The organism is Streptomyces sp. NPDC091287 (assembly GCF_044768525.1).
Lineage (GTDB): Bacteria > Actinomycetota > Actinomycetes > Streptomycetales > Streptomycetaceae > Streptomyces.
In genome coordinates, this window is sequence record NZ_JBIVUV010000021.1 from 132481 (window position 1) to 158950 (window position 26470).

A 26470-nucleotide genomic window follows, 5' to 3' on the forward strand; every position below is an offset into this window, starting at 1 on the left:
TCCACAATATTTGAGCCCACAAGTCAATCTTTTGCGGTGAGAGGTTCATAGATTTCTGCCCTGTTTCTGATTTGTCAACGGTCTTCGCATGGCCATGTCATTCGGGTGTCATGGCTGACGCCTCGTCAGGTCGATGATCGGGCGGGCTCGTTCAGGCCCCGGCGGCACCCCGGGCCAGCAACAGAGCCAGATCCACCGCGGCCACGGCCACCGCTCCGGCCAGGGCGGCCTTGCGCCACCGACGGCCGAGAGCCGGGCCCGCGAGCGACGCCGCACCGGCCAGGACGAGTGCCGCCGCACCCCCGGCGTCCACCGGTCCCGGCGGGCCGAACGCCAGCACCGCCGTGGCGCCGAGGAGCGGCACCGGCAGCAGCAGCCGGGTGCCCCGGTCGCCCAGCCGGTGCGGGAGGCCCCGGATCCCGGCCGCCCGGTCCGCCGCGATGTCCGGGAGGGTGTCGGCCAGATGCGCCGCGAACCCGAGCAGAGCCCCGGCAGCCACCGTCCACCACCGGGGCCACGGCCCGCCGGGCAGGGAGAGGGTGACGGCGGCGGGCAGGGCGCCGAATCCGGCCACGTACGGCAGCCAGGACAGGGCGGTCGCCTTGAGCCGCAGGTTGTAGAGCCAGGCGGCGGTGACGGCGGTGAGGTGCACCGTACCGGCGAGCGCGCCGCAGGCCAGCGAGAGCGGTACGCACAGGGCGAGCGCGACCGCCGCCGCCGCCCACACCGCACGCGCCCCGACCGTGCCGTCGGCCGCGGGCTTCCCCCGGCGGCCGGCATCGGCGTCACGCCGCGCGTCGTACGCGTCGTTGCACCAGCCCACCGAGAGCTGGCCGGTCAGCACCGCGGCCGTGACCAGCGCGGAACGGGGGCCGCCGAGGCCGGAGCCGAGGGCGAGGGCGCAGGCGAGCGCGGTCACCGCGAGCGCCGGTCCCGGGTGGCATGCGAGCGCGAGCCCCACGACCCGGCCGCGTCGCCCCGCGCCGGCCGGCCCCGTCTCGGCGGGTCCCGCTCCCCCCGGCTCGACGTCGGCCGGATCCACTCCGGCCGGGCTCACCCTGTCCGTGGCGTCCATCGGGCGATCGTAGGGGCCTGGCGCCCCGTCAATGCGGCGACCTGGCGGGTCCTTTACGCCGTTACCTCGCTCCTTGTGGGCAGGATGGGGCCATGACGCCACCGAAACAGGAGGCAGAATGACCCGCATCGCCGCGGTTCACGGGGCTCTGCCGCCCCACCGCCACACCCAGCGCGAGGTCACCGACATGGTGGCCAGCACCTGCCTGCCGCCCGGAGCCGACCGCCGGGTCCTGGACCGGCTCCACGAGAACGCCCGGGTCCGCACCCGGCACACCGTGCTGCCCCTGGACGGCTACCGCGAGCTCGACGGCTTCGGCGCGTCCAACGACGTGTTCATCCGGTCCGCCGTGGACCTCGGCGCCCAGGCCGTACGCGGTGCGCTGCGGGCGGCGGGGCTGCGGCCCACCGATGTGGACCTGCTGATGTTCACCTCGGTCACCGGCATCGCCGCCCCCTCCGTCGACGCCCGGCTCGTGACCCGCCTGGGCATGCGGTCGGACGTCAAACGGCTGCCCGTCTTCGGCCTGGGCTGCGTCGCCGGAGCAGCCGGGACGGCACGGCTGCACGACTACCTCCTCGGCCGCCCCGACGACGTGGCCGTGCTCCTGTCGGTCGAGCTCTGCTCCCTCACCTTCCAGCGCCACGACGCGTCGCCCGCCAACCTGGTGGCGACCGCGCTGTTCGGCGACGGCGCGGCCGCCGTGGTCGCCCTCGGCGGCCGCCGGGCCGTCTCGGGCCCCGAGATCGTGGCCACCCGCAGCCGGATGTACCCGGACACCGAGCACGTCATGGGCTGGGACATCGGCAGCACCGGCTTCACGGTGGTCCTCGACCCGGCGGTGCCCGACGTCGTCCGCCGCTATCTCGCGGACGACGTACGGGAGTTCCTCGACGAGCACGGTCTCAAGCCGAAGGACGTCGCCCACTGGGTGTGCCACCCGGGCGGCCCCAAGGTCCTGGAGACCGTCAGCGAGGTCCTCGATCTGCCCGACGGCGCGCTCGACGTCACCTGGCGCTCGCTGGCCGACGTCGGCAACCTGTCCTCGTCCTCGGTTCTGCACGTCCTGCGGGACACCATCGAACAGCGCCGCCCCGAGCCGGGCACCCCCGGCCTGCTGCTGGCCATGGGCCCGGGATTCTGCTGCGAACTGGTGCTGCTGCGCTGGTAGGAAGGAGAGACCCCCATGACCTCGACCTGGTACACCCTCCTGGTGCTGGCCGTCGCGGCCGAGCGCCTCGCCGAACTCGTCGTGGCCCGCCGCAACACCCGCTGGAGCCTCGCCCGGGGCGGCGTCGAATCGGGCCGCGGGCACTATCCGGTGATGGTCGCGCTGCACACCGCGCTCCTGGCCGGCTGCCTGGCGGAGGTTTGGTTCGCCGAACGTCCCTTCCCGGCCGTGCTCGGCTGGACGATGGCCGCCGTCGTCGTGGCCTCGCAGGTGCTGCGCTGGTGGTGCATCCGCACCCTCGGCCCCCGCTGGAACACCCGGGTCATCGTGGTCCCCGGTCTGCCCCGGGTCACCGGCGGCCCCTACCGGTGGCTGAGCCACCCCAACTACGTCGCCGTCGTGGCCGAAGGCCTCGCGCTGCCCCTGGTCCACGGGGCCTGGGTGACCGCCCTCGTCTTCACCGCCCTCAACGCCGTGCTCATGGTGGTGCGGATCCGGTGCGAGGACGGGGCGCTCGCCCGCCTCCCGGCCGCGGACGCACCCGCGTGATCGACGTCCTGGTGGTGGGCGGCGGCCCGGCCGGACTGGCCGCCGCGATCCGGGCCGCTTCGGCGGGCCTGGAGGCGGTGGTGGTCGAGCCGCGCACCACCCCCGTCGACAAGGCGTGCGGCGAGGGCATCATGCCCGGCGGCGTCGCGGCCCTGCGCGACCTCGGCGTACGGGTGACCGGCCACGAACTGCGCGGCATCCGCTACACCGACGGCCGGCGCAGCGCGGAGGCGGCCTTCCGGGGCGGTCCCGGCGCGGGCGTCCGCCGCACCGAACTCCACGCCGCCCTGCACGAGCGGGCCGCCGCCCTCGGCGTACACGTCGTCGCCGCGAAGGCGGGGGAGATCCGGCAGGACGAGGACAGCGTCACCGCCGCCGGACTCACCGCGCGCTGGCTCGTCGCCGCCGACGGGCTCCACTCGCCGCTGCGCCGCACCCTGGGCCTCGACCGGCCCGTCACCGGCCCCGGACGCTACGGCCTGCGCCGCCACTACCCGCTCGCCCCGTGGACGGACCACGTCGAGGTGCACTGGTCCCGGCACGGCGAGGCCTACGTGACCCCGGTCGGCGATCGCCTGGTGGGGGTGGCCGTCCTGAGCCGCGACCGCCGCCCCTACGACCAGCATCTGGCCGCCTTCCCCGCTCTCGCGGCCCGGCTCGCGGGCAGCGCGGGGGCCACCCCCGTACGCGGGGCCGGGCCGCTGCGCCAGCGGGCACAGGGCCCCCGGGCCGGGCGCGTCCTGCTGGTCGGCGACGCCGCGGGGTACGTGGACGCCCTGACCGGGGAGGGCATCGCCCTCGCGGTGGCCACCGCGACGGCCGCGGTCGACTGCCTGGCCGCCGGGCGGCCCGAGGACTACCCGCGGCGGTGGGCGCGGGTCACACGACGCTACCGGCTGCTCACCGCGGCCCTGCTGGGCGCCGCCGGCCTGCCGTCCTCGGGGCGGCTGATCGTCGCCGCCGCCCACCGGGCGCCCGTCCTCTTCCGTACCGCGGTCCACGCACTCCAGTGAATCCGGTCGCCCGCGCGGGCGACCGGACGTCCGAATGGCGGGGCTCCGGGTTCCGGCATAACGTCGGTCGGGTGAACGCCCGCGTTCACCCGACCGACGCAGAGACCGGCCGCCCGCACCGGGCGCACTGCCCTCGGCACGAGAGACGAACCCCACCATGACGGGCTCCCACGCGACACCCGCTGATACGGCCACCACCGATCGGCACCGCGGCGGACTGGCACTGCTGGTCATCGCCTCGTGCCAGCTGATGGTGGTGCTCGACGTCACCATCGTCAACATCGCCCTTCCGCACATGCAGAAGGACCTGGGGTTCTCCACCGAGAACCTCTCCTGGGTCGTCAACGCGTACACGCTGACGTTCGGCGGTCTGCTGCTGCTCGGCGGACGCCTCGGCGACATCCTCGGCCGCCGCCGGATCTTCATCTTCGGCGTGCTCCTCTTCGTCTTCGCCTCGCTGCTCGGCGGGCTGTCCCAGGAGGGCTGGCAGTTGCTGGCCGCCCGCTCGCTCCAGGGCGTCGGCGGCGCGATCGCCTCACCCACCGCTCTGTCGCTGATCACCACCACCTTTCGTGAGGGCCCCGAACGCAACCGCGCGTTCGGGGTGTTCGCGGCCGTCTCGGCGGGCGGCAGCGCGATCGGACTGCTCGCCGGCGGGCTGCTGGTGGAGTGGCTGGACTGGCGCTGGGTCCTGTTCGTCAACGTTCCGATCGGCCTGCTGATCGCCTTCGCGACCCCTCGCTACATCCCCGAGTCCGAACGCCGTCCCGGCCACTTCGACATCGCCGGCGCGCTCACCTCGACGGTCGGCATGGTGCTGCTCGTCTACGGCTTCATCCGCGCCTCCGAGGACGGCTGGACCGACGCGCTGACCCTCGGCTCGTTCGCGGTGGCCGTGGTGCTCCTCGCGGTGTTCATCACGGTCGAACGTGGCTCGAAACAGCCCATCACCCCGCTGTGGATGTTCCGCGACCGCAACCGCTCCGGCTCCTACGTGATGATGCTCAGCCTCGCCGCCGCGATGTTCGGGATGTTCTTCTTCCTGACCCTCTTCGTGCAGAACGTCCTCGACTTCAGCCCGCTGCGGGCCGGCCTCGCCTTCCTGCCGGTGAGCGCCGTCATCGCGGTCAGCGCCGGCCTGGCCTCCCAACTGCTGCCCAGGTGGGGACCGAAACCCTTCATGGTGACGGGCGCGCTCCTGGCCGCCGCCGGTCTCGGCTGGCTGACGCTGACCGACGTTCACAGCTCCTACCTCGGCTCGATCCTCGGCCCGATGCTCGTGTTCGGCTTCGGCATGGGCATGCAGTTCGTGTCGCTGACCCTGATGGCGGTCTCGGGCGTCGCCCCGAAGGAGGCGGGCGCCGCCTCCGGCATCCTCAACGCCACCCAGCAGGTCGGCGGGTCCCTGGGGCTGTCGATCCTGGTCACGACGTTCGGCACGGCCAGCCGCAACGAGGCCACCGACCAGGTGCCGAGATTCCTCCAGGAGGGCACGCCCGCCCAGCTGCTGGAGTTCCGCAGGACCAGCGAACTGCCACCGCCCTGGGGCGACCAGGTGCTGACCTCTGGCGTCTCCAGCGCCTTCGTCGTCGCGGCCTGCTTCGCCGTGGTCGCAGCCCTGGTCGCCCTGTTCGTCATCCAGGTCAGGCCCGCCGACCTGGCCCGGCTCCAGGGCGGCGCGGCACCCCTCGCCGGCGAGGGGACGGACGACGCAACGACGGACGCGACACGGCCCGGCAGCACGGACGCGACACGGCCCGGCAGCACGGACGCGACACGGCCCGGCACCGACGAACCACGGCCCGGCCCGGAGGCCGAGCGACCCGCGAAGGAGAGCTGACCCATGGACTGGACCCTCGAAGTGATCGTGCTGCCCGTGACCGACGTCGACCGGGCCCGGGACTTCTACCGCGACAAAATCGGCTTCCACGTCGACATCGACGACGAGGTGATGCCCGGCGCCCGCGTCGTCCAGCTGACGCCCCCCGGTTCCGGCTGTTCGATCGCCCTCACCGACGGACTGCCCAACCCGACCGGAACCCCGCGGCCGGGCACGTACCACGGGCTCCAGCTCTGCGTCACCGACATCGACGCCGCGCACGCCGAGCTCGTCGGCCGGGGCGTCGAGGTCTCCGAGCCGCAGCGTTACACCCCCGACGACGGGGCTACCTTCATGTACTTCACCGACCCCGACGGCAACGGCTGGGCGGTGCAGGAGTACCGCCGCCGGAAGACCGAACCTCTGCACAAGGTCCTCGCCGACCTGGCCGCGAGCAACGCGGGGGACACGGTGGGGTGAACCGGATGCGGAGGTGGATCGAGCCGCGTCCGGTCCACCAGAATGCTCCCCGTATCGAGTGCAGAGATCCATCAGCGCAAGGGAGCGGCATCCAATGGGCGCCAACGCAGACATGGTGGCCTTCGTCCGGGCGCGGCTCGCCGACGAGGAACACGTCGCACTGGCCGCCGGCGGGGACCGATGGCGGTGCCCGGCCGATGTGCCGGGCGAGGTCCACGACCGCACCGGCGGGGTGGCGTTCACGGTGCGGGGCCGGGGCTTCGACGAGCACATCGCGCTCCAGGACCCGGCGCGGACCCTGGAGCGCATCGAGACCAGCCGGGTCATGCTCGGCGAGTACGTCGAGGTGGCCGACCTGGACACCGACCGTCCGGCCGAGGACTTCCGCTCCGGTCGTGCCGTGGGCCTGGGCTTCGCCGTACGGCAACTGGCCGCCGAGTACGCGGGCCACCCCGACTACCAGGCCCGCTGGCTGCCCCGGTTCATCCAGTAGCACCCGGGGCTCCGAGCCGCCCGCGAATCCCGTAAGTGCCGGTGCGTCTGCTCCAGTTGATCGATAGCATCTCCCCATCGGCCTACCGGGGGAGCTGCGCGCGTGCCCGACGTATGGGAGAACACCCGATCACGGTGGGAGAGCGTCCGGCACGCGGTGGACGGCGGCGGCCCGGGGGCCGGGGCCGCCGCGGCCACACTGCACGGACGGCTCGGCCTCTCGGTCAACCCCATCGCCGTCACCGGCGAGGCGGGGGCGGGCAAGAGCGTCCTGTACGACGCGCTGACGCAGTCCATCCGCACGGGCGACAGCGACAGCTCCCGCAGCCCCGGCATCGAGAAGCACGCCACGGTCCTGCGCTCAGGCAACCGCCGTACCCGGGCCGCCGTCACCGTCATCCCCGGGCAGCTGTCCACCCAGCGCGATCGAGCCCTCCAGGACACGATGCGGGGCGACGCCTCCCCGCACGGCATCGTCCACGTCGTCTGCTGGGGGCACAACAGGATCTGGCAGCGCGCCTCCCAGCGCGACGTCCACGCGGCGCTCGCCGCCGACGGCGACGTCGACCAGGAAGCCGTACGGAACTGGCACCGCCGCAAGGAGGCGGCCGACTTCCGCCTCCTGGTCGACGAGATCATCGACGGGCAGCTGACCAAACGGCTGCGGTGGCTGATCGTCGCGGTCTCCAAGTGCGATCTGTACTGGGACCGGCTCGACGAGGCGCGCGACCACTACATCCCGGGGCGGGCCCGCCGGGAGTCCCCGTTCGCCGCGCTCATGCGGGACCTGGAGAACGAGACGTCGCTGCGCCTGTCCGTCCTCCCGATGGCGTCCCGGCTCATCCGCCACCAGTACCTCCCGGGGCTGCCCGTGGGCACCTCGCAACTGGACGACGCGCAGATCGGCGCGTTGCGCACCCATTTCGGCCAGGAACTCCAGTCGTTCATCACGCAGCGGAACGGGGACTGACATGGCCGTGATCGACGGCGGAGCGGCGTTCCTGCGGACGCTGACGGCCGCGGAAAGGCGGCTGGCCGGGGTCCAGGCCCTGAGCGCGCGGAGGCGACGGGTCCGCCGGCCGCGGATCGCGTCGGCCTCCCTCGCGGTGCTGATCCCGGGGTTCCTGGCCATCGCCGCCGCCACGGGCGGCGGTCCCGGGGGCCTGCTCGTCGCGGTCGGCCTGGCCGTGGCCGCGCTCTCGCTCGCGGCGTGCGTCACCCTCCTGCTGAGGATCGAACGGCCGCTGAACCGCCGGTTCGTGGAGGAGGAACGCGCCATGATCGAGGAGGTGAACCGGATGCGGGAGCTGTTCACCCATGTCGCGGAGCGGGACCGGTGGGAGGAACGGCTGAAGCGGTCGGTCCGCGAACGTCTCTCCCGCTTTCCCGTGGAAGGGGGGTCGTACCGGTGATCCGACGGCTGACCGTCTTCTTCGGCCTGGTGGCCTTCCCCGCCGCCCTGTTCACTTCGGCCGGATACGTACTGGCCACCCGGAAGCCGGGGCCGTATCAGCGGGCGTTCGAGGACCAGTGGGACGCCATCGCGGCCGGGTTCGCCGTCACCGTGTGCGGGGCGCTGGCCGTGGCCTACGGCGTGCGGCTGTGTTTCAGCGTGCTCGGCGGCTTCCAGCCCGACAACGTGCGGCGGGGCGCGCTGGCTCTGCTCGCCGGAGTGCTCGTCTGCGGTGTGGGTCTGCTGCTGCTCTGGCGGCTGCTGGCGCCCTGAAGGGTGCGCGGCGCGCCGGGAACCCGTAACTTACTTCCAAGTAAGTCTCGTTGCCGAAGGAGACGCATGACCCGCCAGAGGCGTTCCGCCATCCTGCTCGCCGCACTCATGGGCGGAGCGGGGGTACTTCACTTCGCCGTCCCGAAGGCCTTCGACAGCACCGTTCCGCGGATGCTGCCCGGAAAGCCCCGCACCTGGACGTACGCCAGCGGGGTGGTCGAAATCGCCCTGGCCGCGGGCCTCGCCCACCCCCAAACCCGGATGGCCGCCGCTCGGGCGACGACGGGCTTCTTCATCGGTGTGTTTCCGGCCAATGTGCAGATGGCCGTCGACTGGCGTCACCGGCCCCGTCCGCAGCGGGTCGCGGCCTGTGCCCGGCTGCCCCTCCAGGTGCCGCTGGTCCTGTGGGCGCGCGGTGTCGCCCGGGGCGCCGACGGCCCCTGAACGGACCGTAGTCGGTGTGGTACGAGCCGGTGACCGTGAACGTGATCCACAGCAAAATGGCGTTGCTCTCTGGTGAGGAGTGATCCCGGCGTGTAGCGTCGCCGGAAGATGTCGTGGTTCGCAGTACCTGCCCGCGCCTGGCGCGGGCGTTTTGCTGTGCAGTGCCTGAGAACCAGGGCGATCACCTCCGGGTCCGCGCGGTGCGGATCCGTTTACTGCTGAGAGGTACGGGCATGGCCAGCGGAACCGTCAAGTGGTTCAACTCGGAAAAGGGCTTCGGCTTCATCGCGCAGGACGGCGGGGGTCCCGACGTCTTCGCGCACTACTCCAACATCAACTCCACCGGCTTCCGTGAGCTCCAGGAAGGCCAGGCGGTGACCTTCGACATCACCCAGGGCCAGAAGGGCCCGCAGGCGGAGAACATCACCACCGCCTGATCCGGGTTGACCGACCCTGGAGCCCCGGAGCGCACTGCGCTCCGGGGCTCCAGGGCGTTCCGGGCGAATTCCTGCCGGGCGACCCCCCGGTTGGGACGGCGCGTGCCGGGTACGAGGTGGATCTCGCACCGATCGTTCCGGAACTTCCGGAAGGTCTGTGGGGGAATGGAGGGCGACCCATGCTCAAGGCCATCGCAGATGTACTCCGCTCCATCGGAGGAGCCATCGCCACCGTGGTCACGCTGCCCTTCCGGGCCCTGGCCAGGCTGTTCGGCGGCGCGTCGAGCAGTGCGCGCGGCCACCACTGAGCGCACATGCCCGTGCCCCGGTCCGGAAAGGGGCCGGGGCACGGGCATGCCGTGCGCGATGAGCCGTCCGGTTTCCCGGGGCGCCGCGCAACGCCGGCGTGCGCCCCGAGGCCGACCGGCCGGCTAGCCCGTCGACTCGTCCGGGGTCGGATGCCTGTCGGGGTGCGCGCCCGCGTTGCGCGGCGCGTTCCGGCCGGCGCCGGCCTCGTCCGGGTCGGGTTGTCCGCCCTCGCGGGCCACCCGGTCCGGCACCGGTATGTCGAGAGCGTCCTCGCCCTCCTGTGTCTGCTGGTCCTGCATGTCCGCCGGAACGGGGGGCGGGCTGCCGGAAGCCCCGGTGTAGGCGGTGCCTTCCGGCCTGCGGTCGGTCATGAGAGCTTCCTTCCGTACTGCCCCGGTGGGACCGGGGGACGAGTGATGCGCCCTGTGGGTACCCGCTGCCGGGCGAAGCAGTCCTGGGGTCCGGTGAGGGCCGGGACACATGACCCCGGCCGGGAGGTGGGCCGGGAGAGGGGCGGAGAAGATGCGGAGGCCCTGCCGCCCGGCCATATTGGAGCTCCGGCCACCGGCCGGGGGCGCGTCGCGCGGCACCGGAGCGGCGGACGCGGTGCCCTGGTGTGTGGTTTGCCCGTGGGCGGGTACTCGGGGCTGTGCCCACCCGGGCGAGCAGGACACCACTCGACGATTCCGGCGGAAGGATGCCCCGCATGCTGATGGCCCACCCCATGGTACTGCGCAACCTGATCGAGCAGTACGAGGCACTGCGCATGCTGCACGCGGAGAGCGGCGGCGAGGAGGCCCGGCAGCGCATGGACGACGTGGCGTACACGCTGTGCGTGTCGACCGGCACGGGTGACGTCGACAGCGCGCTGGTTGCCGCCCGCCACCAGCTGCCCGGCGCCCGGCCCGAGGACGACTCCGTCCTCTCCGCCTGACCGCCGTCGACCGTGGAAGGGGAGGGTGCCGTGGCCCGCACGGTGGGTGTCGAGGAAGAGCTCCTGCTGGTCGACCCGGCGAGCGGAGAGGCACGCGCCCTGTCCTCGGCGGTGCTGGCGATCGCCGAGAAGGAAGCGGTCGGGGAGTCGGCTTTCGAGCCGGAACTGCACCGCCAGCAGGTGGAGTTCTCCACGCACCCCTGCGCTGACATGGGTGAACTCGCCGCCTCGGTCCACCGGTGGCGTACCGAGGCGGTACGCCACGCCACCGAGGCCGGGGCGGCGGTCGTGGCCCTGGCGACCTCGCCGCTCCCGGTCAGCCCGAAGATCGGCACCGGGGAGCGGTACCGGTGGATGGCCGAGCACTTCGGCCTGACCGCCCAGGAACAGCTGACCTGCGGCTGCCACGTCCATGTCTCGGTGGCCTCGGACGAGGAAGGCGTCGCCGTGCTCGACCGGATGCGCTGCTGGCTGCCGGTCCTGCTCGCCCTGAGCGCCAATTCCCCGTTCTGGCAGGGGCGCAACAGCGAGTACAGCAGCTACCGGAGCCAGGTGTGGGGGCGCTGGCCGTCGGCCGGTCCGGTGGAGGTCCACGGCTCCGCCGAGGAGTACCACGCCCGGGTGCGGTCGCTGATCGGCACCGGGGTGCTCCGGGACGAGGGGATGGTCTACTTCGACGCGCGCCTCTCGCGCCGCTACCCCACCGTGGAGGTCAGGATCGCGGACGTCTGCCTGGACCCGGCCGACACCGTGCTGCTGGCCACGCTGGTACGAGGGCTGGTGGACACGGCCGCACGCCAGTGGCGGGCCGGCGAGCCGCCCCCGGGCGTCAGCACGTCCCTGCTGCGTGTGGCCTCCTGGCAGGCGGGCCGTTCGGGTCTGGAGGACCGGCTGCTCCACCCCCGCACTCTACGCCCGGAGCCCGCCCCCGACGTCCTGCGAGCCCTGCTGGACCATGTGCGGGACGCCCTGGAGGACGCCGGGGACCTGGAGGCCGCGGAGCGGGCCCTGGCCGCCGTGGTCCGGCGCGGAAACGGGGCACGGATCCAGCGCGAGATCCTGGCGCGGACCGGGAGCCTGCGCGACACCGTCGCCGAATGCGTCCGGATCACGGCCGGATGAGCCGCCCCCGCCGGCCCCGCGCCGGCCGATACGACGAACGGGACCCGCCGTGAGCACACGACCGTACGAACGGCGACGGACGAACGACACCACAGGAACGGAGCAGCCCATGTCCACCACCGCTCTCGACGACCGCCGGATCCTGGCCATCGTCACCAACTACGGAGTCGAGCAGGACGAACTCGTCGTCCCCGTGAAACACCTGCGCGGACACGGGGCACAGGTCAGCGTGGCGGCGGTCTCCGCCGACGGGATCCGCACCCTCGTCGGTGACCGCGATCCCGGCGAGACCGTGCGTCCCGACCTCACGCTCGACGACGTCGACCCCGCCGCGTACGACCTGCTGCTGGTCCCGGGCGGCACGCTGAACGCCGACTCGTTGCGACTGGAGGACGCCACCACCCGGATCGTCAGCTCGTTCGCCGCTTCCGGCCGGCCGGTGGCCGCCATCTGCCACGGGCCGTGGGCCCTGGTCGAGGGCGGCTACGTCCGGGGCAAGACGCTGACCTCGTACGCGTCGCTGAAGACCGACATCACCAACGCGGGCGGCACCTGGGTCGACAAGCCGGTGGTCCGCGACGACGCCTCCGGCTGGCCGCTGATCACCTCCAGGAACCCCGGCGACCTGGACGACTTCCTCGGCGAGATCGACGCCGTGCTCGACGAGTCCTGAGCCGCTCTCCTCGCCGGGTCCCGCTACCCGTGGCCCGCTACCCGGTCAGGGCGGCGACGGCGGCGGACGCCGCCTTCGCGATCAGCGTGTTGTCGTAGTCGGCGTCCGCGTCCGCCCGGTTGGAGAGCACCGCCAGCACCAGCGGCGCCGCGTCGGGCGGCCACACCACGGCGATGTCGTTGCGCGTCCCGTACGTACTGCCCGCCCCGGTCTTGTCGCCGACGGTCCACCCCTTCGGGACCCCTGCCCGGATCAGTTCGCCGCCGGTGGTGTTGGTGGTGAGCCACTGGGTGAGCCGGGCCCGCTCGGGCCTGCCGAGGGCGTCGCCCAGGACGAACGCCCGCAGATCCTCGGCCAGGGCCCGGGGCGTGCTGGTGTCGCGGGTGGCGCCGGGGGACCACTCGTTCAGCTCGGTCTCCCGCCGCTCCATCCGGGTCACACCGTCCCCCAGCTCGGCGAGCACCGCCTGGAGCTTCCGGGGCCCGCCCACCGCGTCGAACAGCAGATTGCCCGCGGTGTTGTCACTGAAGCGCACGGCCGCGGCGCACAGATCGCCCAGGCTCATTCCGGTGGCCACGTGCTTCTCGGTGACGGGGGAGTGGTCGACCAGATCCTCACGGCGGTACGTCACGACCCGCTCCAGCCCGCCCAGCCCGTGCTCGCGGAGCACGGCCCCCGCCGCGAGCGCCTTGAACGTGGAGGCGTAGGCGAACCGTTCCCCGTCACGGTGGGCGACCGTGCGCCCGGTCCCGGTGTCGACGGCGTACACGCCGAGCCGCGCCGCGTACTCCTTCTCCAGCGCCGCGAAGGCGCGCCCGGCGTCCCGCGCCGCGGCCGAGGGCGTGCCGGCCGCCGTTCCGGCGGGCGAGGGCGAGGGCGGGTCGGATTCCGTGCCACAGGCCGCTAGCGGCAGGGACACGAGGGCGCCGCCCAGCAGGCGGAGTACGGAACGCCGGGCGTGGGGGGTCGGCAGTCGGCTCATCCCGTCATGCTAGGGCGTGTTTCGAAAGTCCCGCCTGCTCGGCGACGCCTGGCACGCACGCTCGCCGCGTTGTCGGGATCACCCCGATACATCCAGTATCGGGGCGACCCTCCGCCTTGCGATCGCACGCACCAGACGCCGCCGAGCCCGCCCTCCGGGCGGACGGCGCTACTTTCGAAACACGCCCTAGGGCGCACATGCCGTCCGGCGGGTCAGTCCAGTGTCTGCGTCAGTTCACTGCGCGTCGCCGTGTGGACGACCCGGCCCCGCGCCCCGTTGACCAGGGGGAGGTACGGCTGTACGTGGCCGCACTCGACGTCGGCGACGATCGGCACGTCCAGCGGTCCGAGCGCGTCCAGCACCGCCTGTCGCTGGGTGAGCGAGCTGCTGTCCGGGGCCGAAGTCCGGGCGACGAGAACGGCGTTGGCCGCGTCGAAGAATCCGGCCAGCCGCATCCCGTGCAGATTGCGGCAGATGGTGAACGCGTCGTGGCCGCCGGCCTCCACATACACGAGGAGGCCCTCCGGGGCATGGGCCCGGGCGAAGGAGGAGGTGTCGAGGTACGGCGTTCCGGTGAGGTTGCTCAGCATCTCGATGCAGCCCCCGATCAGGCGTCCCCGGACGTCCACGTCGCCGCCGCCGTCCAGCCTCGTCCACCGGCCCGGGGTGTCGAGCGTGAACGTGCGGACGTCCGGGTGCTTCGCGTAGTCGTCGTAGCCCGTGGCCCGGTGCCGCTCCGGCGGAATCTGGCTGAACCGGTGACCCGGCGGCGCGGCGACGACGTCGAGCCAGGACACCAGCCCCTCCGGCACCCGGTAGGGGGTGTCCATGAGGTTGTTCCCGTGCACGGTCGCCGCCCCCGTGAGGAGGGTCAGCGGCGTCATGACGGTCGACATGTCCGAGTAGCCCACCACCCAGGTGGGTTCGGCCGTGCGCAGCCGGTCCCAGTCGAGCAGGGGCAGCAGGTCGATGGAGGTCTCCCCGCCCCACGGGGGCACGACGGCCCTGATGCCGGGGTCTGTCAGCATCGCCGTCAACTCGGCCGCCCGGTCGGCCGCGGGCGCGCTGACGTGCCCGCCGCCGTCCATGCACCGGCCGGTCACGACCTCGTACCCCCGTGCCTCCACATCGCGCACCGCGACGGCGAGCCGCTCGCGCAGTTCCTCGGGCACTCCGCTGGACGGGGAGGTGATCCCGACCCGGTCGCCGGGTCGCAGGGGGCGTGGATAGAGAACCGACATGCGTCGGATTCTGGCACGGCTCCCGACCGTGTGACCGATGCCGTATCGAATCGGCACCCATGGAAGGTTAGGCTGACCTAAGTCAATTCGGTTCTCTCGTCCCGGCGGGCGAGGCGCTCAGGCCGACCACGCGTACGAAGGGGCAGAGTCCATGACGATCCACCGAGCCGTCGTCGCCCGGGTGCGGCAGCTCACCGAGACCATGACCCGCGTCACGCTCCACGGGGACGGACTGGCGGGCTTCAGTACCACCGGAGTCGGTGACGAGTACGTGCGGATCTTCCTTCCGCACGGCCCGGACCGCACCGACGTCTCCCTGCCCCGGACGACCGAGCAGGGCGGGTGGGAGACCCCCGAGGGGCAGCCAGTCGCGCCGATGCGCACGTACACGATCCGCGCCGTGCGCCCCGAGGCGGGTGAGGTCGACATCGACTTCGTGCTGCACGAGGGCGGCGTGGCGTCCGGCTGGGCCGCCGGGGCGCGGCCCGGGGACGTCGTGGGCGTCAACGACCCCACCGGCCTCTACAGCCCCCCGGCCGATCTCTCCTGGCAGGTGCTGGTCGCCGACCAGACCGGTCTGCCCGCCGCCGCCCGCCTGCTGGAGAACACGCCGGACCATGTCAGGACCCGGGTGGTGCTGGAGGCGCCCGCGCCCTCGGCCGTACTGCCCCTGCGGGAGCCCTCCGACTCCAAGGTGACCTGGACGTACGGCGGGAACGGCCACGGCCCGAGCCGCCTGGCCGACCTGGTGGCCGCCGCCGTTCCGCCCGGCACGGACCTCGCGGGCGGGTACGTCTGGGTCGCGGGGGAGACCAACGCCCTGCGCTCGGTGCGCCGTTACCTCCGTCGTGACCTCGGGCTCCCGGCGGACCGCTTCAAGGTCGTCGGCTACTGGATACCGAACTCCGACACCTGGTCCGAGCGGTACGAGGCGCTGCCCGACGCCGTGCGCTCCGAGTTGGAGGCCCTCTGGGACAACCCGGCCGGCGACTCCGAGGACCTCACCATCCGCTACGAGGCCCGCCTGAGCGACCTCGGGCTCTGATCGGGTCCCGGGTCCGGCGGTGGGGGCCGAGGCCTCCGGGGCGCTGGTTTCAAGCGATCAAAACCGGTGTTGAGCAAGAGAGTTGTGAGATTCGTTGGGTCAACCGCGGAACGGATGGGTAGGGTCGCTAGCGATCAAGTAAAGATAGCCTTGCCTAAAGATGGAGGTTGCGGTGACCAATCCGTTCGAGGACGAGGACGGCGCCTACCTGGTGCTCGTCAACGACGAAGGACAGCACTCCTTGTGGCCCGCGTTCGCCGAGGTGCCCGCCGGATGGACCGTGGCCCATCCGGAGGACAGCCGCCAGGCCTGCCTGGACTATGTCGAGAGGAACTGGACCGATCTGCGGCCGAAGAGCCTGATGGAGAGCATGGCGGCCGAGCCCACGTGAGAAACTACCCCCCAAGCTGACGAACCTGGTCGCCCGCCGGGGGTTCCTCAGCGGAGCCGGCGTGGCCGGCGCGGGGGTGGCACTCGGCACCGGACTCGCCCTCCCCGGTGGATCCGGCCGTGCCGTGGCCGCCACGGTCGTCGTCCTTGCGATCGCACGCACCAGACGCCGCCCGGCCGCCCTTCGGGCGACGACGGCAGTTTGACGACAGGCCCTAGGTCGTGTCCGCAAAGTCTCGTCTGGCCCACGACGCCTGGCACGCACTCTCGCGGCGTTGCCGAAATGCCCGAGTAGCTCCGCTACTAGGACACTCCGGCGCCTTGCGAGAGCACGCACCAGACGCCGCGGGCCCCGCCCAGAGGGCGGACGACGATACTTTGCGGACACGCCCTAGGCTGCGACCCTGTATCGGCACCGACCCAGGAGCGCACCGCATGCCCGACCCCGTCTCCGAACTCCCCTTCCCCGACGCACTTCGCCCAGGAGCCTCTCCCGCGCCGCATCCGCTGCTCGCCCCGGTGACCGGCTACATCGGCACCTGGCGGGGCACGGGCAGCGGCGGATACCCAACCCTGGACGCGGAGTTCACCTACGCGCAGGAGGTCACGTTCAGCCACGACGGGCGGCCCTTCCTCGCGTACGAGGCCCGGGCCTGGCTGCTCGACGCGGACGGGCAGCCCCTGCGGCCGTCCGCCCGCGAGACCGGATGGTGGCGCCTGCAGCCGGACGGGCGGGTGGAGGCGCTGATCACCCAGCCCACCGGCATCGCGGAGATCTCGGTCGGCCATGCCCGCGACGGCGCCGTCGACCTCGCCACCGAGCGGGTGTCCCTCGCCCCGACGGCCAAGAAGGTCGACGCCACCCGCCGCCGCTACACCCTGACGGATCAGGACACGCTCGCCTTCGTCCACGACCTCGCGGCGGTCGGGCGGCCGCTCCAGCACCACCTGTCGGCGCGGCTCCGCCGGGAAGCCCCTGGCCAGGGCATTTAGGGCCTCTCGTTTGGATCAGGTCCAAACGACGACCCTGGTTGCCGGAGCGTGACCAAGGACGCGCATGGAGGATGGCCCACAGGGCAGGTGGACGGGAAGCCAGGAGAACAGGAGCACTTCCCCGATGTCCCTTCCCTCGTACCCGGATTCCTCGTACCCGGGGCAGCCCGCCGCCGACCACGACCCCTACGGCGGCCAGGCGCCCGCCAGGACGAACGGCTTCGCGGTCGCCGCACTCGTGCTCGGCCTGATCGCCTGCCTGTTCTTCTGGACCGTGGTGGGCGGGCTGCTGCTCGGCCTGCTCGCCGTCGTCTTCGGGATCATCGCCGCGCTCCGTACCCGCCAGGGCCGCGCGCCGCGCCGGGTGATGGCGATAGTCGGCGCCGCGTTCGGGGCACTCGGGCTCATCGGTTCCGTGATCGTCCTCGTGGTGGCCGTCTCCGTGTTCGACTCCCAGGAGTTCAAGAACCTCGAGGACTGCATGAACCGGGCCAACGGCCAGGCGGCCGAGGACCGGTGCGCGGAGGACTTCGTCGACGAGCTGACCAACTGACGGTTCCGCACACCTGTCCGTACCCTCCCGGCGGCGCGCCGCCGGTTGCACCCGCACCAGGTGTTTGCCACGGTGTCCCTGGGTAGGCGGCCCGGTGATCACCGGGCCTCACCGCCCGGTGGACCGCCCGCAACGGAGTACAGAGCAGAGAGAAGGAGGGTTCGATGTCCTCGAAGCGACGTCGTAAGAAGAAGGCCCGCCGCAAGAACGGCGCGAACCACGGCAAGCGTCCCCAGAGCTGAGACCACGCCGTGGCCCCACCGGGCGGAGGAGCCCGGTGGGGCCACGGCGGTTTCCGTGGGCCGGGGGAGGGCCGTGCGGAACTCGGGTCCCGAGGGTGATGCCCGATGCGTGCCGGGTTCACACCCCGAGCGGGGCCGTGGGCTCCGTTCCCGCCCTGGCGCAGACCGACGCGGCCGTCCCGGCCGCGTACTCCAGCATCGCCTTCGTCTGCCCGGCGGACAGCGCCGGATCCCAGCCCGCCTCCGCCCCCAGCCAGGTCAGCATCCCCGCCATGAACGCGTCACCCGCGCCGATGGTGTTCACCACCCGCACCGGCAGGGCCGGGACCGAGACCGCGGGGGCGTCATGGACGTACGCGGTGGCGCCCTCCGGCCCCCGGGTCATCACCACCAGCCGCCCCTCCCCGGCGAGCGCCCGGCAACTGGCCTCCGGGGCCGCGTCCGGCCACAGGCGCGCCAGATCCTCGTCGCTCGCCTTCACCACCCGAGCCAGAGAGCACAACTCGCGCAGCCGGCCGAGGCTCCGCACGGGGTCCAGGGTGCGGTCCTCGCGCACATTGGGGTCCACCACGAGGAGCCCCGCACCGGCGGCCGCCCGCGCGGTGGCGGCCACGACACCGGCCGCCGGCGCCACGACCGCCGCGAGCCCGCCCACGTACACCGCGCCAAAACGTCCCGCCTCCGCCGTCCGGTCGGGCAGCTCGAAGGTCGCCGTGTCAGCGAGGTGGAAGCGGTACGTGTTCCCGTGATCACCTGGGTCCGCCACCGCGAGCGCCGTCGGCAGCGGCGACCGGCCACTCAGCGAGAGATCGACGCCCGCACCGACCAGCCATGCCTCGACGCTCTCCGCGAAGGCGTCGTCGCCGAGCCCGCCGACGAAGGACGGCCGCCCGCCGAGGCGGGCCAGGCCCACCGCGACGTTCGCGGGCCCGCCGCCCGGCTGGGCCGCCCGGACCCCGGCGTCACCGTCGGCCGGCACCAAATCCACCAGCGCCTCACCGAGCACGAGGACGGAACCGGGACCCGCGGCAGGCGAAGGCACAAAACCCGTCACGGCTCCACCACGATCTTGCGGCCGATCCCCGCTCGGAAGCGCTCGATGGCCTGCGGATACTGCTCCAGCGGTAGCCGGTCACTGATGAACACCGACGCGTCCAGCACCCCGCTCGCGAAGAGCGCCGCGGCCCGCTCGTAACTGTGCAGGACCGCCATCGAACCGGTGATGGTGATCTCCTGGTTGTAGATCCGGTACGGCTCGATCACCGCGGTGGTGGCGTAGTCGGAGACCCCGAACTGGAGGAACGTCCCGCCCTTGGCGACCCTCCCCAGACCGTCCTGGATGGCGTCGGCGTTGCCGGTGGCGTCGATGACGACGTCCCAGCCGCCCGGACGGTCCAGCTCATCCGCACGGGCCGCCGCGCCCGTACAGCCCAGGGTCGTCGCGGTCGCCAGCCGCTGGGCGTTGACGTCCAGCATGTCCACCGACGCGGCACCGGTGCGCTTGGCCAGCTCCAGCATCATCAGCCCCATGGTCCCGGAGCCGTAGATCAGCACCTGCGCCCCGAGATTGCCGTTGAGGACGTCGTAGCCCCGCACCGCGCAGGACAGCGGCTCGATCAGCGCCGCGTCCCGGACGTCGATGTGCTCCGGCAGACGTACGCAGTTGGCCACGGGCGCCACCGCGAACTCGGCCGCCCCTCCGGGCACGGTGACGCCGATCGCCGCCCAGTTGTCGCAGAGGTTGCCCCGGCCCGAACGGCAGTAGCGGCACTCGTGGCAGTGCAGCGAGGGGTCCACGGCCACCTTGTCGCCGACGGACAGCTCCGTGACGTCCGCACCGAGGCCGACGACCTCCCCGGCGAACTCGTGCCCGGGCACGATCGGCAGCGTCGGAGCGAACTCGCCCTGGAGAATGTGGAGATCGGTGCCGCACAGCCCGCACGACGCCACCTTGACGACTACGTCGCGGGGGCCGGGTGTGGGGTCCGGGACGGTGGTCACGGAGACCTTGCCGGGGGCTTCGACGATGGCTGCCCTCATTTGACTGCTCCCAGAGAGAGGCCCTGGACGAGTTTGTCCTGGGCGGCGTAGCCGGCGACGAGCACCGGCAGGGACACGACCACGGACGCCGCGCACAGCTGGGCGAGGAAGAGGCCCTGGCTGGTGACGAAGGTGGTCAGATGGACGGGTGCGGTCCCGGCGACGACGCCGGTCAGCACCCGTGCGAACAACAGCTCGTTCCAGCTGAAGATGAAGCAGATCAGGGCGGTCGCGGCGATGCCGGGACCGGCGACCGGGGCGACGACGCGGCGCAGCACCGTCGGCAGCCGGGCCCCGTCGACCTGAGCCGCCTCGATGATGGAGACGGGGACGTCCGCGAGGAAGGACTGCATCATCCACACCGCGATCGGCAGGTTCATCGAGGTGTAGAGGAGGACCAGCAGCCAGATGTTGTCCAGCAGCCCGGTGTTCTTCGCGAACAGATACACCGGCAGCAGCCCGGCGACCACCGGCAGCATCTTGGTGGACAGGAAGAAGAACATCACGTCCGTCCACTTGCGGACCCGCCGGATGGACAGCGCGTACGCGGCCGGAAGCGCGAGGAGCAGCACCAGCACGGTCGAGAAGAACGAAGCCGCGAGCGAGTTGACCAGCGGGGGCCACGGTGTCGGGCCGCCCCCGCCGCCGAAGAAGGTGCGGTAGCCGTCCAGCGTCAGCGCGGCGGCGATCGACGGCGGGTTGGTCGCGGCGTCGGCCTCCGCGTGGAAGGACGTCAGCACCATCCACAGGGCGGGCAGACAGAAGCCGATCCCCACGACCCATGCGGCCGCGCCCAGGGCGGCGGAGCGCCGACGGGCCTTGCGCGTAGCGGCGTTGACGGATGCGGATGCGGACGCGGATGCGGATGTCAAGGTCGAGGCGCTCATGCGCGGCTCGCCTCCTCACGGAAGAGGGAGGAGACCGTCCGGAGCGCGAAGGTGGCGATGACGATCGTGCCGATCACCACGACCACGCCAGCCGCCGACGCCAGACCGTACTCATGGGCCCGGTAGAAGGTCTCGTAGACGGTGTACGGGAGGTTGGCGGTGCCCAGACCGCCGGAGGTGATGGTGAACACCGCGTCGAAGTTCTGCACGATGTACACCGACCCGAGCAGGATGCCGAGTTCGAGGTAGCGGCGCAGATGCGGCAGGGTCAGATAGCGGAACATCTGCCAGGGGCCGGCCCCGTCCAGCCGCGCGGCCTCCATGATCTCGGCCGGCCGGCTCTGCAGCCCGGCCAGCAGGATCAGCATCATGAACGGTGTCCACTGCCACACGAGCGACGCCTCGATGGCGATCAGCGGCATCTCCGACGTCCACTCGGGCTGCGCGATCGACTCGATGCCGAACAGCTCGCCGAACCAGGTGAGCGCCCCGTTGAACAGCCCGTACTCGGGGTTGTAGAGCGCGTGCTTCCACAGCAGCGCGGCCGAGACCGGCACCAGCAGGAACGGGGTGATCAGCAGGGTGCGCACGAACCCCCGGCCGAAGAAGGCGCGGTCCAGCAGCAGGGCGAAGAGGAGCCCCAGCACGACGCTGACGATCACGACGGACGCGGTGAGGACGACGGTCGTCACGACCGATTCGCGCAACGCCTCGTCGGTGAAGACGGAGGCATAGTTGGAGAGCCCGGTGAAGTGGCGCTTCTCCGGCTTGAGGGAGTTCCAGTCGAAGAGCGAGATCACCAGCGTTGCCACGAAGGGCAGTTGGGTGACGGCGATCAGGAAGACCAGCGCCGGCAGCAGGGGAGCGCGGGTCGCCCAGGCCCGCCGCCTGCTGCCGCCCGGCTTCTTGGCTGGAGCCTGCGGGGACGGCGTGGTCTCTCTGGTTGCGGTGACGGTCATCGGTACTCCTCCGCGACCTTCTCGGCCAGCTTCTGGGAGGCGGCGAGTGCGGCGTCCACCGACTGGCGGCCCGCGATGGCGGCACTGATCTCCTGTGCCACCCGGGTGCCCAGGTCGGTGAACTCCGGTACGCCGACGAACTGGATGCCCGCCGTCGGGCGGGGCTGGGTGCCCGGATTCTTCGGATCGGCCTCGGAGATGGCCCGCTCGGTGACGTCCGCGAACGCGCCCGCCTCCGCACGGTAGTCGGGGTTGGCGTAGGTGGAGGCCCGTTTGCCTGCGGGCACGTTGGACCAGCCGCTGGTGGCCCCGACGAGCTCCTCGTACTCCTTGCTGGAGGCCCAGGACACGAACTTCCAGGCGTCGTCCGCCTTCTTGGACGCCTTCTGCAGACCCCAGGCCCAGGTGTAGAGCCAGCCCGAGCTCTTGGTCTGCTCCACCGGGGCGGGAACGTACCCGATCTTCCCCTTCACCGGGGAGCCCTTCGCCTCCAGGGACCCGGCGCCCGCCGTGGCGTCGTACCACATGGCGGTCTTGCCCTGGGTCATGTTGTTCAGGCACTCGGCGTACCCGGACTGCGGGGCGCCGAGCTCCCCGTGCTCGCGCACCAGATCGACGTAGAACTTGGTCGCCTTCTTGAACTCCGGTGCGGTCAGACGTGGTTCCCAGTCCTCGGTGAACCAGGTGCCGCCCATCGTGTTGACGACCGTGGTGAGCGGGGCGATGACCTCGCCCCAGCCCGGGAGCCCGCGCAGACAGATGCCCTTCATCCCGCGCTCGGCCCCGTCCGTCCGCTCGGCGAGCTTCGCCACCTGTTCCCAGGTCGGCTTCTCGGGCATGGTGAGGCCCTGCTCCTCGAAGACGTCCTTGCGGTACATCAGGAAGGACGACTCACCGTAGAAGGGCTGGGCGTAGAGCTTGCCGTCCTCGGCGGTCAGCGACTCCCGCAGAGGCTGGAGGATGTCCTCCTGATCGAAGGCGGTGTCGGCTTTCGCGTAGTCGTCGAGGGGGTGCAGCCAGCCGTTCTTCGCGAAGAACGGCAGCTCGAAGTTGCTGATGGTGGCGACGTCGTACTGACCGGCCTGGTTGGAGAAGTCCTGGCTGATCTTGTCGCGTACGTCGTTCTCGGGCAGCACCGTGAAGTGGACCTTGATGCCGGTCTCCTTCGTGAAGTGCTTCGCGGTCAGCTTCTGCAGTTCGACCATCTGCGGGTTGTTCACCATCAGTACGTTCAGCGCGTCGCCGCCCCCGAAGGAGGTCCCGCCCGCTCCGGCGCAGCCGGTGGCGAGCAGGGCCAGTGCGGCGGTCATGGCGCAGGCCCGACCGCGTACAGATGGTCGGCTGCGGCGTCCTGGATGGGGCATGGGGGCTCCTGATCAGTCGTAGCGGCTCGGTGATCGGGTCGTTGAGGGCATGGCGAACCAGGCCCCGGCGGTGCGAGGGAGCGGTGATGCGGGGTGCGGGTGCGCTTGCGGGTACGGGAGCCATGCGGTCGGCGGTACGGCGGGCGGGTGGGCCGGTGGGGGTGGGCCGGGTCGGACAGGGGCGGTCGGCCGGGCTGACGGGGCCGGTCAGACGCGGATGACCTGGGGTCCCAGGAGGGAGTAGCGCTGAGCCTCGGCCGAGGAGAGCCCCGCGTCGGTGACGATCGCTTCAAAGTCGCCGACCCCGGCGAACCGGCAGAAGCTCACCGCCCCGAACTTGCTGTGGATCCCGGCGAAGACCCTGCGCCGCGAGCTGCGCAGCGCCTGCGCCTTCACCTCGGCGACGGCGGGATCCGGGGTGGTGAGGCCGTACTCGCGGGAGATGCCGTTGGCTCCGAGATACGCGAGGTCGATGACGAAGTCCGCGAGCATCCGGGAGGCCCAGTGGTCGACGGTCGCCATCGTCGAGCCGCGTACCCGGCCACCCAGCAGCAGCACAGAGGTCTTCTCGGCCCCGGCGAGGGAGGTGGCGACGGCCAGGGAAGCGGTGACCACGGTCAGCGGCCGGTCCTGGGGGAGTGCCTCGGCGATGAGCTGCGGGGTGAAGCCCTCGTCGACGAAGACCGTCTCGGCGTCGCCGAGCAGATCGGCGGCGGCGGTCGCGATCCGCGACTTCTGCGGAACGTTGCGCGTGGTGCGGACGGCGAGCGTGGTCTCGAAGCCGGCCGACTCCACCGGGTAGGCGCCGCCGTGGGTCCGGCGGACGAGTCCGTGCTCCTCCAGCACATGCAGATCGCGGCGGACGGTCTCCTTGGCCACCTTGAACAGGTCCGAGAGGGCGTTCACCCCGACCGCCCCCTCCCGCCGTGCCGTGTCCAGAATTCCCCGACGGCGTTCCTCGGTGTCCACGGCGCACTTCCCTGGTCGCTACTGGGCCCGTTACGGGCGGAGCCCGTCTGTCCGTTCGGGCTCATGTGTCGTTTGTACAAGCAGCCCTGGGGCGACTACCAGCCGCTTCACCAGATCCCCTCAGCCCGATCGTGCCCGTTTCCCGAGTGTGACGGTGCTGGTCAGGCCCAGGGCGGTCGCCGGTCCGGTCGTCGGGGCTGCCCGCTTTACCGTGACTCCCGTCCGAATGGCGCCCGAAGTGCGGAGCCCCGGCGTCCGCGGTGCCCGGGAAGGGGCACGCGCAGGCCGGGGCAAGGGGCGCGGAAACGCCGGGTCAAAGGGGCGCGGAAACGCCGGAGCGAGGGATCGGGAAGGACGGAGCGAGGGATCGGGAAGGACGGGGCGAGGCGCGTGGGCGGAGCCGGACGGGCTCAGGTCGGCACTCAGGTCACGTCAGGAGAGAACGGCGCTGTCCTCGCCCTCGCTGCGGTGGGGGAGGGACAACGCACCCCTGCCCGGCGTCTCCGGATAGAACCGCTTGGCCCAGCGCCGGAACGGGCCGATCGGTCCGTCGCCGGAAGCCAGCCGGGGTGGCTGCTGATACTGCTTGTGGTGCCAGATCGGGAAATCGGCGGCGGTGAACTCGCAACTGGACCGGAAGACGGGGCGATCCAGGAGCCGCGCCGCGGTACGGCTGACGATCCGGGCGAGCCCGGGCGGCAGCCGGCCCGGCTCGTCGAAGGCGATGCGGTTCAGCTGGCGGAACTGCATCCGGTTGGGCCCGATGGCCGTCGGCATCACCATCGTGCACATCCGCAGCCCGAAGCGGGGCGTGTGGACGTCGGCGTGCAGGCAGCCGAGCCCATAGCCGTCCACCTTCACGTCGACGGTGAAGTCGCCCATGAGCGGCGCCGACTCGTGGGCCCGCATGGCGACATGGAACGTCGCGTCGTCGTACGCCACGGGGCCGTCGATCTCGGCCTTCGCCCAGCCGTGCAGGGTGGCGAAGTGCCCGAGGTCGACCGAGTTCTCGATGACCTCCTGGACGTTGCCGGCCAACTCCCAGGCAGCCGTACGCGCGGGCCTGTGCCCGATCTCGTGCCACTGCGGGATGGACCAGTCCGGATCCCGGCCGTCGTGGTGCCGCCAGACGAAGACACCCCCGTTCACCTCCTGGACGGGCAGCTGCGTCAGCGGGGACCGCGGCGGCGGCGTGCCGTACCCCGTGCGCACACAGGTGCCGTCGGGGCCGAACGAGAAGAAGTGGAAGGGGCACGTGAGGTCCTCCCCCTCGACCTTCGCCAGACCGAGATGGGCCCCCAGGTGCGGGCAGTACGGACGGACGGCGCGGAGCGCCCCCGTGCCGGTGCGGTACAGGACGACGTCGCGCCCCGCGAGCGGTCGGGTGAGCACGGTGCCGGGCCGCAGCTCGTGCGAGAAGGCCAGGGCGGACCAGCCGCTCGGATAGGGCAGGGCGGGCGCTCCCGCCGCATCGGCCGGTGTCGGACCCTCACTGATGGTGCGCCCGTACTCACGTGCCACTCCCACGACTCCCCCTCCATGATCGGTCGCACGAAGGCTGCCCAGAGCCGCCCCGGGATCCTCCCGACACGCCGCACATCACCCGAACGGGACGATGAGTGCGACGTGTTGACGGACCGGGTCCGCGCCCGTCAGAGCTCGTCGCCGAAAGCCTCGGCCAGCTGACGCCATGCGGCACGCGGCAGGCCGGCGCCGCCCTCCTCGGCGGTGAGCACCTGCAACGCGACATGGTCGGCGCCGGCGTCGAGGTACTCCCGGGTCCGGCGCCTCACCTGCCCGGCGTCGCCCAGCGCGAAGAGGGCGTCGAGCAGACGGACGCTGCCGCCGCCGTCGAAGTCGCCTTCCGTGAACCCCAGACGCAGCAGATTGTCGGTGTAGTTGGGCAACCGCAGATACATTTCCAGCATCGTCCGCGCGGTGGTGCGGGCCCGGTCGAGGTCGGTGTCCAGCACCACGGTCAACTCCGGGGCGAGCAGCGCGTCGGGGCCGAGCGCCTCACGGGCCTCCGCGGTGTGCTCGGTGGTGACGAGGTAGGGGTGCGCCCCCAGCGACCGGCCGGCCGCGAGCTTCAGCATCTTCGGACCGAGCGCCGCCAGGACCCGATGACCGGAGCCCACGGACGGTTCGGCGGCGTCCAGCGCGTCGAGGTAGGAAACCATCGCGCTGTACGGCTTCGCGTACTGCGGCACCATCGGACCGTGGCTGACGCCCAGACCGAGGACGAAGCGACCGCGCGCCCCCGGATCGATCGCCGCGATCGCGGCCGCCGCCTCCTCGGCCGTGTGGTTCCAGATGGACAGGATGCCCGTGGCCACCGTGATCGACCGGGTGGCGGCCACGACGGCCGCCGCGTCCTCGGGCGTCGGGCTGCCCCCGATCCAGACGGTGCCGTACCCCAGTGCTTCGAGCTCGGCCAGCGCCTCCGCGATCGCCTTCCCGCCCGCGTCGTCCACCCGTGAAGCGTGCAGGGCGCCGCTCCAGATCCCCACACGCCCGAATGCCCTGCCCGTTCCGGAAATCTCAGAAGTCATGGTGTGATC

At 71.9% G+C, this 26470-nt stretch carries 32 protein-coding genes; 20 read left to right on the top strand and 12 right to left on the bottom strand.

The annotated features are described in order from the left end of the window. Positions 1-151: 151 nt before the first annotated feature. A complete protein-coding gene (locus tag ACIQRW_RS31230) occupies positions 152-1075 on the bottom strand; it encodes a UbiA family prenyltransferase (RefSeq protein WP_403766600.1) in 924 nt (307 codons plus the stop codon). A gap of 118 nt (positions 1076-1193) precedes the next feature. Between ACIQRW_RS31230 and ACIQRW_RS31235 the strand changes: the two genes are divergently transcribed. The 12 genes from ACIQRW_RS31235 to ACIQRW_RS31290 all read left to right on the top strand — a co-directional run bounded on the left by ACIQRW_RS31235 (position 1194) and on the right by ACIQRW_RS31290 (position 9514). Further along, a complete protein-coding gene (locus tag ACIQRW_RS31235; protein ID WP_403766603.1) occupies positions 1194-2246 on the top strand; it encodes a type III polyketide synthase in 1053 nt (350 codons plus the stop codon). 15 nt (positions 2247-2261) lie between these two features. Then, complete coding sequence (locus tag ACIQRW_RS31240; protein ID WP_403766606.1) at positions 2262-2795, top strand: isoprenylcysteine carboxyl methyltransferase family protein; 534 nt, start codon at positions 2262-2264, stop codon at positions 2793-2795. Then, the gene (locus tag ACIQRW_RS31245) at positions 2792-3808 is read left to right on the top strand and encodes an NAD(P)/FAD-dependent oxidoreductase (RefSeq protein ID WP_403766609.1); all 1017 of its coding nucleotides are present in this window, start codon (positions 2792-2794) and stop codon (positions 3806-3808) included. Before ACIQRW_RS31240 ends, ACIQRW_RS31245 begins: the two co-directional genes overlap by 4 nt. Before the next feature lie 157 nt (positions 3809-3965). Further along, positions 3966-5648 carry an MFS transporter gene (locus ACIQRW_RS31250; RefSeq protein WP_403766612.1) on the top strand — a complete coding sequence of 561 codons (1683 nt, stop codon included), beginning with the start codon at positions 3966-3968 and terminating at the stop codon, positions 5646-5648. Positions 5649-5651: 3 nt separating this feature from the next. Next, positions 5652-6107 carry a VOC family protein gene (locus tag ACIQRW_RS31255; protein WP_403766615.1) on the top strand — a complete coding sequence of 152 codons (456 nt, stop codon included), beginning with the start codon at positions 5652-5654 and terminating at the stop codon, positions 6105-6107. A 94-nt stretch (positions 6108-6201) separates the two neighbouring features. After that, entirely contained in the window at positions 6202-6600 is a 399-nt protein-coding gene (locus tag ACIQRW_RS31260; RefSeq protein ID WP_402093886.1) for a DUF6221 family protein, read from the top strand. A gap of 102 nt (positions 6601-6702) precedes the next feature. Continuing rightward, the gene (locus ACIQRW_RS31265) at positions 6703-7569 is read left to right on the top strand and encodes a hypothetical protein (protein WP_403766618.1); all 867 of its coding nucleotides are present in this window, start codon (positions 6703-6705) and stop codon (positions 7567-7569) included. Between the two features lies 1 nt (position 7570). Beyond that, on the top strand, positions 7571-8011 hold the full coding sequence (locus tag ACIQRW_RS31270) for a hypothetical protein (RefSeq protein WP_403766621.1): 441 nt from the start codon (positions 7571-7573) through the stop codon (positions 8009-8011). Further along, positions 8008-8325, top strand: coding sequence for a hypothetical protein (locus ACIQRW_RS31275; RefSeq protein ID WP_403766624.1), 318 nt, complete (start codon positions 8008-8010; stop codon positions 8323-8325). The genes ACIQRW_RS31270 and ACIQRW_RS31275 overlap by 4 nt, the downstream gene beginning before the upstream one ends. A 66-nt stretch (positions 8326-8391) precedes the next feature. Continuing rightward, the gene (locus tag ACIQRW_RS31280) at positions 8392-8769 is read left to right on the top strand and encodes a DoxX family protein (RefSeq protein ID WP_403766627.1); all 378 of its coding nucleotides are present in this window, start codon (positions 8392-8394) and stop codon (positions 8767-8769) included. A gap of 233 nt (positions 8770-9002) precedes the next feature. Continuing rightward, positions 9003-9206, top strand: coding sequence for a cold-shock protein (locus ACIQRW_RS31285; protein WP_003964323.1), 204 nt, complete (start codon positions 9003-9005; stop codon positions 9204-9206). 179 nt (positions 9207-9385) lie between these two features. After that, on the top strand, positions 9386-9514 hold the full coding sequence (locus ACIQRW_RS31290; RefSeq protein ID WP_003964321.1) for an LPFR motif small protein: 129 nt from the start codon (positions 9386-9388) through the stop codon (positions 9512-9514). Positions 9515-9637: 123 nt separating this feature from the next. On the opposite strand, the gene ACIQRW_RS31295 is transcribed toward ACIQRW_RS31290, so the two are convergent. Further along, positions 9638-9886 (bottom strand): hypothetical protein, encoded by a 249-nt coding sequence (locus ACIQRW_RS31295; RefSeq protein WP_403766629.1) that lies wholly within the window; start codon positions 9884-9886, stop codon positions 9638-9640. A 335-nt stretch (positions 9887-10221) separates the two neighbouring features. Between ACIQRW_RS31295 and ACIQRW_RS31300 the strand changes: the two genes are divergently transcribed. The 3 genes from ACIQRW_RS31300 (at position 10222) to ACIQRW_RS31310 (ending at position 12244) form a co-directional block, all read left to right on the top strand. After that, positions 10222-10449, top strand: coding sequence for a DUF5133 domain-containing protein (locus ACIQRW_RS31300; protein WP_403766632.1), 228 nt, complete (start codon positions 10222-10224; stop codon positions 10447-10449). 30 nt (positions 10450-10479) lie between these two features. Then, positions 10480-11571 (top strand): glutamate--cysteine ligase, encoded by a 1092-nt coding sequence (locus ACIQRW_RS31305; RefSeq protein WP_403766635.1) that lies wholly within the window; start codon positions 10480-10482, stop codon positions 11569-11571. A gap of 109 nt (positions 11572-11680) precedes the next feature. Then, positions 11681-12244 carry a type 1 glutamine amidotransferase domain-containing protein gene (locus ACIQRW_RS31310; RefSeq protein WP_403766637.1) on the top strand — a complete coding sequence of 188 codons (564 nt, stop codon included), beginning with the start codon at positions 11681-11683 and terminating at the stop codon, positions 12242-12244. Positions 12245-12281: 37 nt separating this feature from the next. Here ACIQRW_RS31310 and bla read toward each other — a convergent pair whose 3' ends face one another. Both bla and ACIQRW_RS31320 read right to left on the bottom strand, forming a co-directional pair. Further along, positions 12282-13226 carry a class A beta-lactamase gene (bla, locus tag ACIQRW_RS31315; protein WP_403766640.1) on the bottom strand — a complete coding sequence of 315 codons (945 nt, stop codon included), beginning with the start codon at positions 13224-13226 and terminating at the stop codon, positions 12282-12284. 212 nt (positions 13227-13438) lie between these two features. Beyond that, positions 13439-14467, bottom strand: a complete 1029-nt coding sequence (locus ACIQRW_RS31320) for a S66 peptidase family protein (RefSeq protein WP_403766643.1) — start codon at positions 14465-14467, stop codon at positions 13439-13441. A gap of 151 nt (positions 14468-14618) precedes the next feature. Here ACIQRW_RS31320 and ACIQRW_RS31325 point away from each other — a divergent pair, with 151 nt between their 5' ends. From ACIQRW_RS31325 to ACIQRW_RS31345, 5 genes are all read left to right on the top strand, one after another. Beyond that, positions 14619-15512 (top strand): siderophore-interacting protein, encoded by an 894-nt coding sequence (locus ACIQRW_RS31325; RefSeq protein ID WP_403766645.1) that lies wholly within the window; start codon positions 14619-14621, stop codon positions 15510-15512. 172 nt (positions 15513-15684) lie between these two features. Beyond that, on the top strand, positions 15685-15903 hold the full coding sequence (locus ACIQRW_RS31330; protein WP_403766648.1) for an MbtH family protein: 219 nt from the start codon (positions 15685-15687) through the stop codon (positions 15901-15903). 434 nt (positions 15904-16337) lie between these two features. Continuing rightward, on the top strand, positions 16338-16895 hold the full coding sequence (locus ACIQRW_RS31335; RefSeq protein WP_403766650.1) for an FABP family protein: 558 nt from the start codon (positions 16338-16340) through the stop codon (positions 16893-16895). A 124-nt stretch (positions 16896-17019) separates the two neighbouring features. Next, complete coding sequence (locus tag ACIQRW_RS31340) at positions 17020-17448, top strand: DUF4190 domain-containing protein (RefSeq protein WP_403766653.1); 429 nt, start codon at positions 17020-17022, stop codon at positions 17446-17448. A 164-nt stretch (positions 17449-17612) separates the two neighbouring features. Then, on the top strand, positions 17613-17690 hold the full coding sequence (locus tag ACIQRW_RS31345; protein WP_370454205.1) for a 50S ribosomal protein bL37: 78 nt from the start codon (positions 17613-17615) through the stop codon (positions 17688-17690). A gap of 118 nt (positions 17691-17808) precedes the next feature. Here the strand turns inward: ACIQRW_RS31345 and ACIQRW_RS31350 are convergent, their stop codons facing one another. The 8 genes from ACIQRW_RS31350 to ACIQRW_RS31385 all read right to left on the bottom strand — a co-directional run bounded on the left by ACIQRW_RS31350 (position 17809) and on the right by ACIQRW_RS31385 (position 26461). Beyond that, positions 17809-18744 (bottom strand): PfkB family carbohydrate kinase, encoded by a 936-nt coding sequence (locus ACIQRW_RS31350; protein WP_403766655.1) that lies wholly within the window; start codon positions 18742-18744, stop codon positions 17809-17811. After that, positions 18741-19730 carry a zinc-dependent alcohol dehydrogenase family protein gene (locus ACIQRW_RS31355; protein ID WP_403766658.1) on the bottom strand — a complete coding sequence of 330 codons (990 nt, stop codon included), beginning with the start codon at positions 19728-19730 and terminating at the stop codon, positions 18741-18743. Before ACIQRW_RS31355 ends, ACIQRW_RS31350 begins: the two co-directional genes overlap by 4 nt. After that, entirely contained in the window at positions 19727-20617 is an 891-nt protein-coding gene (locus ACIQRW_RS31360) for a carbohydrate ABC transporter permease (protein ID WP_403766660.1), read from the bottom strand. Before ACIQRW_RS31360 ends, ACIQRW_RS31355 begins: the two co-directional genes overlap by 4 nt. Next, positions 20614-21576 (bottom strand): carbohydrate ABC transporter permease, encoded by a 963-nt coding sequence (locus tag ACIQRW_RS31365; protein ID WP_403766663.1) that lies wholly within the window; start codon positions 21574-21576, stop codon positions 20614-20616. Before ACIQRW_RS31365 ends, ACIQRW_RS31360 begins: the two co-directional genes overlap by 4 nt. Then, a complete protein-coding gene (locus ACIQRW_RS31370; RefSeq protein WP_403766666.1) occupies positions 21573-22940 on the bottom strand; it encodes an ABC transporter substrate-binding protein in 1368 nt (455 codons plus the stop codon). Before ACIQRW_RS31370 ends, ACIQRW_RS31365 begins: the two co-directional genes overlap by 4 nt. A gap of 207 nt (positions 22941-23147) precedes the next feature. Further along, positions 23148-23909 (bottom strand): DeoR/GlpR family DNA-binding transcription regulator, encoded by a 762-nt coding sequence (locus ACIQRW_RS31375; RefSeq protein WP_403766669.1) that lies wholly within the window; start codon positions 23907-23909, stop codon positions 23148-23150. Positions 23910-24341: 432 nt separating this feature from the next. Beyond that, positions 24342-25436, bottom strand: coding sequence for a Rieske 2Fe-2S domain-containing protein (locus ACIQRW_RS31380; RefSeq protein ID WP_403766672.1), 1095 nt, complete (start codon positions 25434-25436; stop codon positions 24342-24344). Between the two features lie 125 nt (positions 25437-25561). After that, positions 25562-26461 (bottom strand): TIGR03620 family F420-dependent LLM class oxidoreductase, encoded by a 900-nt coding sequence (locus ACIQRW_RS31385; RefSeq protein WP_403766674.1) that lies wholly within the window; start codon positions 26459-26461, stop codon positions 25562-25564. Positions 26462-26470 lie beyond the last annotated feature (9 nt).

What these genes read in the sequence shown, in the direction of transcription:
- ACIQRW_RS31230 (WP_403766600.1), bottom strand. Translation starts at nt 1,075, where the DNA reads ATGGACGCCACGGACAGGGTGAGCCCGGCCGGAGTGGATCCGGCCGAC.
- ACIQRW_RS31235 (WP_403766603.1), top strand. Translation starts at nt 1,194, where the DNA reads ATGACCCGCATCGCCGCGGTTCACGGGGCTCTGCCGCCCCACCGCCAC.
- ACIQRW_RS31240 (WP_403766606.1), top strand. Translation starts at nt 2,262, where the DNA reads ATGACCTCGACCTGGTACACCCTCCTGGTGCTGGCCGTCGCGGCCGAG.
- ACIQRW_RS31250 (WP_403766612.1), top strand. Translation starts at nt 3,966, where the DNA reads ATGACGGGCTCCCACGCGACACCCGCTGATACGGCCACCACCGATCGG.
- ACIQRW_RS31255 (WP_403766615.1), top strand. Translation starts at nt 5,652, where the DNA reads ATGGACTGGACCCTCGAAGTGATCGTGCTGCCCGTGACCGACGTCGAC.
- ACIQRW_RS31260 (WP_402093886.1), top strand. Translation starts at nt 6,202, where the DNA reads ATGGGCGCCAACGCAGACATGGTGGCCTTCGTCCGGGCGCGGCTCGCC.
- ACIQRW_RS31270 (WP_403766621.1), top strand. Translation starts at nt 7,571, where the DNA reads ATGGCCGTGATCGACGGCGGAGCGGCGTTCCTGCGGACGCTGACGGCC.
- ACIQRW_RS31280 (WP_403766627.1), top strand. Translation starts at nt 8,392, where the DNA reads ATGACCCGCCAGAGGCGTTCCGCCATCCTGCTCGCCGCACTCATGGGC.
- ACIQRW_RS31285 (WP_003964323.1), top strand. Translation starts at nt 9,003, where the DNA reads ATGGCCAGCGGAACCGTCAAGTGGTTCAACTCGGAAAAGGGCTTCGGC.
- ACIQRW_RS31290 (WP_003964321.1), top strand. Translation starts at nt 9,386, where the DNA reads ATGCTCAAGGCCATCGCAGATGTACTCCGCTCCATCGGAGGAGCCATC.
- ACIQRW_RS31295 (WP_403766629.1), bottom strand. Translation starts at nt 9,886, where the DNA reads ATGACCGACCGCAGGCCGGAAGGCACCGCCTACACCGGGGCTTCCGGC.
- ACIQRW_RS31300 (WP_403766632.1), top strand. Translation starts at nt 10,222, where the DNA reads ATGCTGATGGCCCACCCCATGGTACTGCGCAACCTGATCGAGCAGTAC.
- ACIQRW_RS31310 (WP_403766637.1), top strand. Translation starts at nt 11,681, where the DNA reads ATGTCCACCACCGCTCTCGACGACCGCCGGATCCTGGCCATCGTCACC.
- bla (WP_403766640.1), bottom strand. Translation starts at nt 13,226, where the DNA reads ATGAGCCGACTGCCGACCCCCCACGCCCGGCGTTCCGTACTCCGCCTG.
- ACIQRW_RS31320 (WP_403766643.1), bottom strand. Translation starts at nt 14,467, where the DNA reads ATGTCGGTTCTCTATCCACGCCCCCTGCGACCCGGCGACCGGGTCGGG.
- ACIQRW_RS31325 (WP_403766645.1), top strand. Translation starts at nt 14,619, where the DNA reads ATGACGATCCACCGAGCCGTCGTCGCCCGGGTGCGGCAGCTCACCGAG.
- ACIQRW_RS31335 (WP_403766650.1), top strand. Translation starts at nt 16,338, where the DNA reads ATGCCCGACCCCGTCTCCGAACTCCCCTTCCCCGACGCACTTCGCCCA.
- ACIQRW_RS31340 (WP_403766653.1), top strand. Translation starts at nt 17,020, where the DNA reads ATGTCCCTTCCCTCGTACCCGGATTCCTCGTACCCGGGGCAGCCCGCC.
- ACIQRW_RS31345 (WP_370454205.1), top strand. Translation starts at nt 17,613, where the DNA reads ATGTCCTCGAAGCGACGTCGTAAGAAGAAGGCCCGCCGCAAGAACGGC.
- ACIQRW_RS31355 (WP_403766658.1), bottom strand. Translation starts at nt 19,730, where the DNA reads ATGAGGGCAGCCATCGTCGAAGCCCCCGGCAAGGTCTCCGTGACCACC.
- ACIQRW_RS31360 (WP_403766660.1), bottom strand. Translation starts at nt 20,617, where the DNA reads ATGAGCGCCTCGACCTTGACATCCGCATCCGCGTCCGCATCCGCATCC.
- ACIQRW_RS31365 (WP_403766663.1), bottom strand. Translation starts at nt 21,576, where the DNA reads ATGACCGTCACCGCAACCAGAGAGACCACGCCGTCCCCGCAGGCTCCA.
- ACIQRW_RS31370 (WP_403766666.1), bottom strand. Translation starts at nt 22,940, where the DNA reads ATGCCCCATCCAGGACGCCGCAGCCGACCATCTGTACGCGGTCGGGCC.
- ACIQRW_RS31385 (WP_403766674.1), bottom strand. Translation starts at nt 26,461, where the DNA reads ATGACTTCTGAGATTTCCGGAACGGGCAGGGCATTCGGGCGTGTGGGG.